This window comes from Amaricoccus sp. (genome assembly GCF_036846665.1).
Classification (GTDB): Bacteria; Pseudomonadota; Alphaproteobacteria; order Rhodobacterales; family Rhodobacteraceae; genus Amaricoccus.
This window is the reverse complement of sequence record NZ_DAIUBO010000137.1, coordinates 1-10147: the sequence shown is the minus strand read 5'-3', so window position 1 is coordinate 10147 and position 10147 is coordinate 1. Positions and strand designations below refer to the sequence as shown.

Below are 10147 nucleotides of genomic sequence, written 5' to 3'. Positions count from 1 at the left end.
GTCGCGGCGGGCGGAACCCGGGTCGACAGTGCGACCGGAGGCGGCGAGGACGCCACCGCGCTGGCGATCAGCCGCATCATGGGCGGCGACGCGCCATCCGCCCTGCTGACGACACCCGGCGGAACCGTCGATGAAATGGCCGGTTCGGGGATGTTGCGCGACTTCAACGACCTCGCCGCCGCGGAAGGCTGGGAACAGCAGGTCTCCCCGCTCGTCTGGCAGTCCATGCTGTCGGACGGCAACGTCGTCGCGATCCCGCTGGGGATGCATGCCGACAACTGGATCTGGTACTCGAGCTCGCTCTTCGGGGAACTCGGGATCGAGGCGCCGAAGTCCTGGGACGAGATCATCGCGGCGGCCGATCGGATCGACGCGGAGGGCAAGGTCGGCCTCGCGATCGGCGGCGAGCCCTGGCAGATCCTCTACGTCCTGACCGACCTGGTGATCGGGGTCGGCGGCGACGAGCTCTATGACGCGCTCTTCGTGCAGCACGACGCCGAGCGGGCGACCGGCGCCGACACGATCCGCGCCTTCGAGCTGCTCCGCGAGGTGAGCGGCCATGCCGACGAGGCCAGCACCGGCCGATCCTGGAACGACACCACCAACATGGTCGTGACGGGCCGTGCGGGGATGCAGCCGATGGGCGACTGGGCCAAGGGCGAGTTCTCCGCAGCCGGCCTGACGGCGGGATCGGACTACGGCTGCATGCTCGCTCCGTCCGCGTCGGGCACGCCTTATGTCATCGTCGTCGATGTGCTGGTCTTCCCGAACCCCGACAGCGACGAGGAAGCCGCCGGCCAGGAGACGCTCGCGAGCCTGGCGATGAGCGCCGATGTCGCCTCCGCAATCGCGGCGGGCAAGGGCTCCGTGCCCGTGGTCAACACGGTCGAGAGCGGTGCGCTCGACCATTGCGCCGCCCTCGGCGCGGCGGCGGCGCGCGAGGGGGTCGTCCTGCCCACGGTCTATTCCAGCCTGTCGGGCGATCAGCTCGGCCAGCTGACCGATCTGGTGGGCCAATACTGGGCCGATCCGTCGATGAGCGCCGAGAGCGGTGCCGAAGCGCTGGCGGGCATCCTCTCCGGCAGCTGACCGCCCCGCCGGATGGCCGAGGTGGCCGCCCCGTTCCCATGCGAGAGAGCCGAATGACGTCAGGCAGCTTCAGGTCGTCCTACAGGCCCGCGCGCGTCGCGGTCCTGTTCTTTCTGGTGGTGGCGCTCTTCTTCTACGGCTCGCTGGTCTGGACGGGGGTGATCTCCATGACCAGTTCGAAACTGCTGCCGGTCTACAATTTCGTCGGCTTCGACCAGTATTCGCGGCTCTGGTCCACGGACCGGTGGATCGTGTCGCTGGTCAACATGGTGATCTTCGGCGTCCTCTATGTCGTGGTCTCCATGGCGCTGGGCATCTTCCTGGCCATCCTGCTCGACCGGAACGTCCGGGGGGAGGGGGTCTTCCGGGCGATCTTCCTCTATCCCTTCGCCGTGTCGCTGGTCGTCACGGGCCTCGCCTGGCGCTGGATCTTCGAACCCGCTCAGGGGGTGCAGGCCATCATGCGCGGGTTCGGTTTCGAGAGCTTCGCCTTCGACTGGCTGAGCGATCCGGAGCGGGCGATCTACACGCTGGTCATCGCCGGTGTCTGGCATTCGGTGGGCTTCGCGATGATCATCGTGCTCGCCGGGCTGCGCGGAATCGGAAGCGACCTCTGGAAGGCGATCCGGGTCGAGGGGATTCCGCTCTGGCGCGGCTATCTCCAGATCATCCTGCCCAGTCTCTGGCCGGTGGTCGCCTCGGCGGTGGTCCTGCTCGCCTCCGACGTGATCCGCGCCTATGACCTGGTGATCACGCTGACCAAGGGCGGCCCCGGCTTCGCCTCGGACCTGCCGGCGAAATTCGCCGTCGATCATTTCTTCGGCCGGGCGAATATCGGCTTCGCCTCCGCCGCCTCCATCCTGATGATGCTGCTCGTCGTGGCGATGCTGGTGCCCTACTTCTGGGCGGAATACCGGGCGCAGAAGAAATGAGCGCGACCGCGCGGAGACCCGATATCGGCACGATCGGCCTCTATGCCTTCCTGCTGGCCTCGGCCGTCTTCTTTCTCCTCCCCATTGCGCTCGTGGTCGTCAATTCGCTCAAGCCCATGGACGAGATCCGGGCCGGATCGCTGCTCGCCCTGCCCGCCGCACCCTCCTTCGACGCCTGGCGCATGGCCTGGTCCGAAGCCTGTTCCGGACTGGACTGCAACGGGATCTCGCCCGGCCTGTGGAATTCGGTCAAGATCACGATCCCGGCGGTGATCATCTCCATCCTGTTCGGTGCGCTGAACGGGTTTGCACTGACCGAGTGGAAATCGGGCCTGTCCAATGCGACGATGTTCCTGATCAGCGTTGCCCTGTTCGTGCCCTACCAATCGATGATCTATCCGACGGTCATCATGCTAAGCCGCGTCGGCCTCTTCGGCACCTATCCGGGGATCGTCGCCGTGCATGTCATCTTCGGCCTGCCGTTCACGACGCTGCTCTTTCGCAACTTCTACCTCGGCATTCCCGGCGAGATCACCAAGGCCGCGCGGATGGAAGGCGCGAGTTTCCTGCGGACCTTCTTTTCGGTGATCCTGCCGATGTCCACGAACATCATCCTCGTGGTCGCCATTCTGCAATTCACCGGGATCTGGAACGACTATCTGCTCGGGCTGATCTTCGCGGGCAACGACAACATGCCGATGACGGTGCAGCTCAACAATATCGTCAGCAATACCCGTGGCGCGGCCATCCTCAACGTCAACATGGCCGCCAGCCTCCTGACCGCGCTGCCCGCCCTCGTCGTCTATTTTCTCTCGGGTCGCTTTTTCGTGCGCGGAATCGCGGCCGGCGCAGTCAAGGGGTAGGACCGGCCGTGAAGAGCATCCATCTCAGGAACGTCTCGAAATCCTACGGCGCCACGCCGGTATTGTCGGGGATCAACCTCCAGATCGAGCCTGGCGAGTTTACCGTTCTTCTCGGGCCGTCGGGCTGCGGCAAGTCCACGCTGCTGAACATCATCGCGGGACTCGAGGATCCGAGCGGCGGCCAGCTCCTGATCGGCGACAGGGACGTGACGACGGCCGAGCCCGCCGACCGGGGCCTCGCGATGGTGTTTCAGTCCTACGCGCTGTTCCCGACGATGCGTGTCCGCGACAACCTGACCTTCGGACTCAGGATCGACCGGACGCCCCGCGCCGAGATCGAGAAGCGCCTGAAATGGGTGTCGGAACTCCTGCAGATCGAAAAGCTGCTCGATCGCAAGCCGGGCCAGCTCTCGGGCGGACAGCGCCAGCGGGTCGCCATTGGCCGGGCGCTGATCCGGTCGACGGATGTCTGCCTCTTCGACGAGCCCCTGTCCAACCTCGACGCGAAGCTGCGCACCGAGACGCGGGTCGAGATCAAGAAGCTTCACCGCGACCTCGGGACCACCATCGTCTATGTCACCCACGATCAGGTCGAGGCGATGACCATGGCCGACCGGGTTGCGGTGCTCTCGGGCGGCAAGGTGGAGCAATACGACACGCCGCAGGCGATCTACGACAAGCCGATGACCCGCTTCGTCGCGGGGTTCCTCGGCTCGCCGTCGATGAATTTCCTGTCCGGAACCCTCGTCGCGGAGAATGGGCTTCGCCTCGTCCGTGGCGGCGGCGATCTCGACCTGTCCGGCTACGAGGTGACGAACGGGGCGCCCGCCGGCGAGGCCGAGCTCGGGATCCGGCCCGAGGCGCTCCGCCTGACGGCGCCCGGAGCGGGCCGGCTCCGGGCCCGGGTCGAGAGCATCGACCTGATGGGGGCGGACCGGATCCTCTGGATGTCGGTCGATGGCAGGCTGTGGTCGGTCAGGGTCGAGAGGGATCGTGCGTGTCGCGAAGGGGAGGAGATCGGTCTCGATTTCAGCGCCGCGGCGGCCTCGCTCTTCTCGCGGGATACCGGCGCGCGGCTCTAGCCGTCCGGTCCCGGCATCGGGCGGCGTCGCGGTCGACCGCCGGGTCGGCGACCTCCCCGCGCCCCGGGAGATCGCGCCTCTTTGAGGAGAGCGCCTCACAGACGCCATGCCGCGCGGCGTGAACCGCAAGATGCAGTGCCAGGCTGCGCCGGCCTCCCGTTTCGGCCGCGCCCGCTCTTCGTGGATCAGGCGCAGGTGACGGGCGCGGGACCCGGCCTTCCTTCCGGTCGTTCCCTTGAAACGATCGTGCAGGGCCATCGTGACCGCGTTTCGGGCCTGCGGGGCTCGGAGATCTATGTCCGCAGGCGGTCCTGCCGGCCGTAGATCAGCATCAGGCCGATCAGCACCACGCCGAAGATGATCTGGCGGCCGAAGGGCTCGATCGCCATGGCGTTCAGGAGGCTCTGGAGCAGGGTGAGCAGGATGGCGCCGGCGATGGTGCCGGTATAGCCGCCCGTGCCGCCCGATAGCGGGGTGCCGCCGATCACCACGGCGATGATCGAGGGCAGGACATAGGCGTTGCCGACGCCGATGAAGACGCTCTGGGTATAGCCGAGGATCAGGAAGCCGGTGATCCCCGAGAAGGCGCCCGAGAGCGCGAAGACGAGGATCCGCGTGGCGGTGACCGGCACGCCCGAGAGCCGGGCCGCCTCCTGGTTGGTGCCGATGGCATAGATGTTCAGCCCCGCCCGCGACCGGCGCAGGAACCAGATCAGCAGGAGGGCGAGGCCCGCCCAGACGAAGACGAGGCCGGGGATCCCGACGACGAGCGGGTCGATGATGAAGCGGGTCAGCGCCGGCGCGGCCCGGCCGGAGGGCCGCCCCGAGGTCAGGATGATCAGGAGCCCCTGGATCACCCCGGCCATGCCCAGCGTCATCACCAGCGGCGGGATGCGCAGGATGGTGATGCCGAGCCCGTTGAGCAGGCCGAAGGCGCCGGTCACCGCCACCGCCGCCCCGAGCCCGGCGAGGATCATCGCATTGTCGCCGTTCATCACGTTGCCCGCGACCAGCGCGCCGAGGCCGAGCATCGCCCCGACCGAGAGGTCGATGCCCTCGCGCCCGGCGAGGATCACGAGGTTCTGCCCGGCCGCGATCACGCCGAGCATGGCCGCGATGACGAACTGGCTGCGCAGCTGGCCCGCCCCGGCGAAGCCGGGCGCGACCGCCTCGCCGATCGCGAGCAGGGCGAGGATGGCGAGGCCGGCGAGCACGAGCGGGTTGCGCAGCAGCCTCATCGGCGGGCCCCGAGGATGCCGCCGGCCAGCGCCGCGAGGATGATCAGTCCCTTGACCAGGTCCTGGGTGACATAGGGCAGCTTGGCGAAGAAGACGATGTTGTTGATCAGCCCCAGCGTCAGCGCGCCGAGGATCGAGCCGATCACCCCGCCGCGCCCGCCGGCGAGCGCCGTGCCGCCGAGCACCACAGCGCTGATGGAGGTCAGGGTGAAGGAGGGGCCGAGCAGCGGATCCGCGCTGGCGGTCTCGCCGACGAGGCAGAGGGCGGCGAGGGCGGCGAAGAGGCCACAGAGCACGTAGGAGATCACCCGCTGGCGGGTCACCGCAAGCCCGGACTGGAAGGCGCCGAGCCGGTTGCCGCCGATCGCCAGCAGGTGCCGGTACCAGCGCATGCGCGAGCAGAGGATCGCGGTGCCGAGCGCGACGAGGAAGAGGATCACCGTCAGCTTCACCGGCCCGAGGCCGCCGGCATAGCCGCGCCAATAGGCCTGCGGCACGCTGCCGCCGGCCTGGGGCAGGATCCAGAGCGCGATGCCGCCGAAGACGATCGAGGTGGCGAAGGTGGTCACGATGGCCTGGAGCCGCAGCACCGCCACCAGCAGCCCGTTGAGGAGCCCGCAGAGGATCCCCAGCGCGATGCCGGCCGCGAGCCCCAGCGCGATGGCGCCGCCGCTGCCGCCCGCCTGCTCGATGAGGCTGACCACGCTCACGTTGACGAGCGCGATGATCGCGCCGGCGGAGAGGTCGATGTCGCCAGCGAGCACCACATAGGTCTGGCCGATCGCCACGAGCACCAGCGGCAGGAAGCTCGTGAGGTTGGAGGCGAGCACCCGGGCGGTCAGGAGCGAGGGCTGGAGCCAGGCGTTGACCGCGAAGAAAACGGCGAAGACCACGAAGGCGAGCGCCCAGCGGATGCGCAGAGGAGGGCGGCCCTCCGGGGCGGGGGCGGATGCCTCGGTCATGCGGCGCTGACCTCGTAGGCGGCGCGGTAGAGCGCCGTCGGGGTCAGCGCCTCGCCCGCGAGATCCGCGCGGATGCGGCCCGAGCCGAAGACCAGCACCCGGTGGGCGGTGGTGAGCAGTTCCTCGTCCTCCGAGGAATGCAGCAGGATCGCCACGCCCTCGGCGGCGAGCTCGTCGATGATCGCGTAGAGATCGGCCTTGGCCTCGACGTCGATGCCCTTGGTGGGATCGTCGAGCAGGAGCACCCGCGGCCCGGTGGCGAGCCAGCGCGCGATCACCACCTTCTGCTGGTTGCCGCCGGAGAGCGTGCGCAGCGGGAAGTCGTAGCCGGCGAAGCGCAGGTTGAGCCGGGCGACGATCTCGCCGACGCGCTCGACGAAGGCCCGCGGCCGGAAGACCGCGGCGCGGGACTTGGAGAGAGACGCGATCGCCATGTTCTCGAGGATCGGCCGGTCGAGGAAGACGCCGTTGACGCCCCGGTCGCCGGAGACATAGCCGAGGCCGGCCCGGATCGCGGCCGCGGGGCTGCGCCGGTCCTGGGACGTGCCGCCGAGCCGCACCGAGCCGGTGGCGGGATCGGCGCCGAAGATCGCGCGCAGCACCGCCGATTGCCCCTGGCCGTGCAGGCCGCCGAGGCCGAGGATCTCGCCTTCATGGAGGGTGAAGGAGACGTCGCGCAGCACCGCGTTGCTGAGCCCCGCGACCTCCAGCACCGGGGCGCCCGGCCGCGGCGGCGCCTCGTCCCGGTGGCGGGTGGCCAGCGCGCTCCCGACCATCAGGGTCAGGACCGCCTCGCGGTCGGTCCCGGCCACCGGCAGGGTCGCCTCGGTCCGGCCGTCGCGCATCACGGTGATTCGGTCGCAGATCGCGAAGAGCTCGTCCATGCGGTGCGAGATGAAGATGATGCCGGTGCCGGCTTCGCGCAGCGCGCGCACGATCTCGAAGAAGATCTGCACCTGGTCGCCGTCGAGCGAGGAGGTGGCCTCGTCGAAGATCACCAGCTTCGGCGCGCGCGCGAGGATCTTGCAGATCTCGGCGATCTGGCGCTGGTCGGCCGAGAGGTCGCGCACCAGCGCGCCCGGGGTGAGCCCCTTGCCGCCCGCCGAGCCGAAGCGCGCGAGAAGCCGCGCGCCCTCCCGGTGGATCGCCGCGCCGTCGACCATGCCGCGGCGCCTTGGCTCGTGGCCGAGCGCGATGTTCTCGGCCACGTCGAGGTCGGGGATCAGGCTCAATTCCTGGTAGAAGACGGCGATGCCGGCCGCGGCGGCGGCGGCGGGCGTGCCGAAGAAGCCCTCCCGTCCGTCGAAGCGCAGGCGCCCCTCGTCGGCCCCGACCGAACCGGCGGCGATCTTGCAGAGCGTCGACTTGCCGCAGCCGTTCGAGCCGATCAGCCCGTGCACCTGGCCAGGCTCCACGGTCAGCGAGGCCCCGTCGAGCGCCAGCGTGCTGCCGAAGGCCTTGCGGATGTTCTCGGCGACGAGAAGGCTCAAGACGGTGGTCCGCCGCGGGTGGGGAACGGGCGGGGCCGGGGCCGCCGCCCGTCCGGGCGCGTCACTTGAAGAACGCCGATTTCAGGTCGTCCACGCTCACCGTCTCGGTGACCGAGTAATAATCGGGCTTGCCTTCGGCGCTGGCGCGCGCCGCCTCGACGTTCTCGCCGGAGATGAAGGGGATCGGGATGTAGAGCGCATTGCCGTAGACCCCGGAGATCTTGCTCGCGTCGATCTCGTTGCCCTGCAGCATCAGCACCGCGGCATTGAGCGCCGAGGCCATGACGCCGGGCGGGTTGACCGAAGCGGCGGTGGTGTAGCCCTTCTCCTCCCAGGTATCGAGGAAGTCCTTGCGGATCTCGCCGGTCGCGGCGATGTCGTCGCGGCCCGCGGCCTCGATGGCGCGCCAGGCGCCGGCGGCCATGCCGTCCTGGACCCAGACGCCGTCGAGATCGGGATTGGAGGCGAGCAGGGTCTGCATGGTCTGCTGGCCCTGCGCCTGGTCCCAGTTGGCATTGGCCTCGTTGACGACCTCGATGCCGGGATACTCCTCGAAGACCTCCTGATAGCCCTCGACGCGCATCTGGTTTGCCGGATGCCCGGCGACGCCGTTGATGGCCACGACCTTGCCCTCGCCGCCGAGCGTCTCGGCGAGCCATTTCGCCGATTGCATCGCCCAGCCCTTCTGGTCGATGCCGACGTAATAGGCGTCCGGCGAGGAGACCTCCGCGTCCGTGGCGATCACGAGGATGCCCTGGCCCGCGGCCTGGGCGATGATCGGATCGAAGGCGGTGGGGCTGTTGGGGTTGATGATGATGGCATCGACGCCCTGGTTGATCATGTTGCGCACGACGTTGATCTGGCCCTGCACGTCCATGTCGGCCGAGGAGATCACCAGCTCGATATTGACGCCCTGGTCCGCCCAGGCCGCCGCGGCGGCCTGCGCCTCCTCGATCATTTGGGTGCGCCATTCGGAGCCGACCCAGCCGTTCGAGAGCCCGATGGTATAGTCTTCGGCGAGCGCGGGGGCGGCGAGCAGCGCCGTGAGCGCGATGGTTGCGAGCATCTTCCTGGTAGTCAAAGCTTTCTCCCTTTCGTTGGTTGCGCGCGGTTTCCGCGCTTCTTTCGGCGATCCTTCCGGCCGGATTCTCGCCGGCTCGGGCCATGCGGCCGGTCCCGGCAGCGGGTTCGCCCGGTCGCACTTCATGGCGTTGCGTCGCCAAGCGGAAGCATGGACGCCTCCGACCGCGCCGACAAGTCGAATTATCGTTGCGCCACAGTCCGTTCGGCGACGGTGCGGGCGGCGCCCGCCTATTTCACATAGGGCCGCAGCACGTCGCGGGCCATGAGGAAGCCGCGCTTGACCGCCGCGTCCGTGCCCTCGAAGGTCCGGTCCTCGTGCTCGACGATCACCGGCCCGTCGTAACCCGCCCGGTAGAGCTCCGAGAAGAAGCCCGGCCAGTCCACGTCGCCGAGCCCCGGCATGCGCGGCACCTGCCAGCCCATGCCGACCGACATCACGCCGTTCTCGTAGAGCCCGTCCCGGTCGATCATCACGTCCTTGGCGTGGACATGCACCATCCTGCCGCCGAATTCGCGGATGAACCGGCCCTGGTCGATCATCTGCCAGACGAGATGGCTCGGGTCGAAGTTCATGGCCACGGAATCGCCCCATTCCTCGAAGATGCGCCGCCAGATCCGCGGCGAATAGGCGATGTTGTGGCCGCCGGGCCATTCGTCCGCCGAGAAGATCATCGGGCAGTTCTCGAAGGCGAGCGTCACGCCGCTGTCGCGGGCATGGGCCACGATCTCCGGGAAGATCGCGCGCGCGCGGTCCCAGTTGCGGTCGGCGTCGAGGCCCCGGTCCCCGCCGAGGAAGGTGTTGACCACGCCCACCCCCATCAGCCCCGCCGCGGTGATCACCTTCTTGAGATGCCCGATGACCTGCTCACGATGGGCCGCCTCCCCGTGGAGCGGGTTGGGATAATAGCCCAGCGCCGAGATCGCGATGCCCGTCTCGCCGAGCGCGGCGGCGATCTCGCGCGCCCGGGCTTCGGTGATCCCGTCCACGTCCACATGCGAGGTTCCCGCATAGCGCCGCGCCTCCCCGCCCGAGGCGGGCCAGCAGGCGATCTCCAGCGCCTCGAACCCGGCCGCGGCGCTCCAGCGCGCGACCTCCATCAGCTCCGTGTCGGGAAAGGGTGCCGTCAGCAGACCGAGTTTCATGCCATCATCCTTTTCAAGTTGCGGCGAGGGCGGTCCGGTTTTCTCTTCCGCGGCGGGCGCCCGCGTCAAGCCGGGCCCGTCCCGGGCGCAGGGGAATCGCATTTGGCAGCGCAGCCGGTTCAGGCCGGTTTCCGCGCGCGCCGAGTGCCGCCAACCCGTCGAGGCCAGGCACCGCCGGGCAGCGCCCGCCCCGCCCCGTCACGCCGAAGACGCGCCTCCGGCACGACGCGGGCGCTTCGCTTCCGCCCGGGCCGGGCGCTGCCCT

At 69.0% G+C, this 10147-nt stretch carries 9 protein-coding genes; 4 read left to right on the top strand and 5 right to left on the bottom strand.

The genetic code is table 11. From position 1 onward, the window contains the following. The 4 genes from V7050_RS13440 to V7050_RS13425 all read left to right on the top strand — a co-directional run. Positions 1-1089 (top strand): ABC transporter substrate-binding protein (locus V7050_RS13440; protein WP_324410666.1); only part of this gene is annotated, 1089 nt, incomplete at its 5' end. 53 nt (positions 1090-1142) lie between these two features. Further along, on the top strand, positions 1143-2021 hold the full coding sequence (locus tag V7050_RS13435) for a carbohydrate ABC transporter permease (RefSeq protein WP_324365075.1): 879 nt from the start codon (positions 1143-1145) through the stop codon (positions 2019-2021). Beyond that, positions 2018-2884 carry a carbohydrate ABC transporter permease gene (locus tag V7050_RS13430; protein ID WP_324365073.1) on the top strand — a complete coding sequence of 289 codons (867 nt, stop codon included), beginning with the start codon at positions 2018-2020 and terminating at the stop codon, positions 2882-2884. The genes V7050_RS13435 and V7050_RS13430 overlap by 4 nt, the downstream gene beginning before the upstream one ends. A gap of 8 nt (positions 2885-2892) precedes the next feature. Next, positions 2893-3966, top strand: a complete 1074-nt coding sequence (locus V7050_RS13425; RefSeq protein WP_324365071.1) for an ABC transporter ATP-binding protein — start codon at positions 2893-2895, stop codon at positions 3964-3966. A 293-nt stretch (positions 3967-4259) separates the two neighbouring features. On the opposite strand, the gene V7050_RS13420 is transcribed toward V7050_RS13425, so the two are convergent. The 5 genes from V7050_RS13420 to V7050_RS13400 all read right to left on the bottom strand — a co-directional run bounded on the left by V7050_RS13420 (position 4260) and on the right by V7050_RS13400 (position 9882). Further along, complete coding sequence (locus V7050_RS13420; RefSeq protein WP_324365069.1) at positions 4260-5204, bottom strand: ABC transporter permease; 945 nt, start codon at positions 5202-5204, stop codon at positions 4260-4262. Further along, positions 5201-6166: an ABC transporter permease gene (locus V7050_RS13415; protein WP_324365067.1), complete on the bottom strand. Its 966-nt coding sequence runs from the start codon at positions 6164-6166 to the stop codon at positions 5201-5203. Before V7050_RS13415 ends, V7050_RS13420 begins: the two co-directional genes overlap by 4 nt. Then, positions 6163-7656, bottom strand: coding sequence for a sugar ABC transporter ATP-binding protein (locus tag V7050_RS13410; RefSeq protein WP_324365065.1), 1494 nt, complete (start codon positions 7654-7656; stop codon positions 6163-6165). Before V7050_RS13410 ends, V7050_RS13415 begins: the two co-directional genes overlap by 4 nt. 61 nt (positions 7657-7717) lie before the next feature. Beyond that, the gene (locus V7050_RS13405) at positions 7718-8737 is read right to left on the bottom strand and encodes a substrate-binding domain-containing protein (protein WP_324365062.1); all 1020 of its coding nucleotides are present in this window, start codon (positions 8735-8737) and stop codon (positions 7718-7720) included. A gap of 230 nt (positions 8738-8967) precedes the next feature. Further along, complete coding sequence (locus V7050_RS13400) at positions 8968-9882, bottom strand: sugar phosphate isomerase/epimerase family protein (RefSeq protein WP_324365060.1); 915 nt, start codon at positions 9880-9882, stop codon at positions 8968-8970. Positions 9883-10147 lie beyond the last annotated feature (265 nt).

Excerpts from the sequence above, each read along its gene's own strand:
- V7050_RS13435 (WP_324365075.1), top strand. The coding sequence starts at position 1,143 with ATGACGTCAGGCAGCTTCAGGTCGTCCTACAGGCCCGCGCGCGTCGCG.
- V7050_RS13430 (WP_324365073.1), top strand. The coding sequence starts at position 2,018 with ATGAGCGCGACCGCGCGGAGACCCGATATCGGCACGATCGGCCTCTAT.
- V7050_RS13420 (WP_324365069.1), bottom strand. The coding sequence starts at position 5,204 with ATGAGGCTGCTGCGCAACCCGCTCGTGCTCGCCGGCCTCGCCATCCTC.
- V7050_RS13415 (WP_324365067.1), bottom strand. The coding sequence starts at position 6,166 with ATGACCGAGGCATCCGCCCCCGCCCCGGAGGGCCGCCCTCCTCTGCGC.
- V7050_RS13400 (WP_324365060.1), bottom strand. The coding sequence starts at position 9,882 with ATGAAACTCGGTCTGCTGACGGCACCCTTTCCCGACACGGAGCTGATG.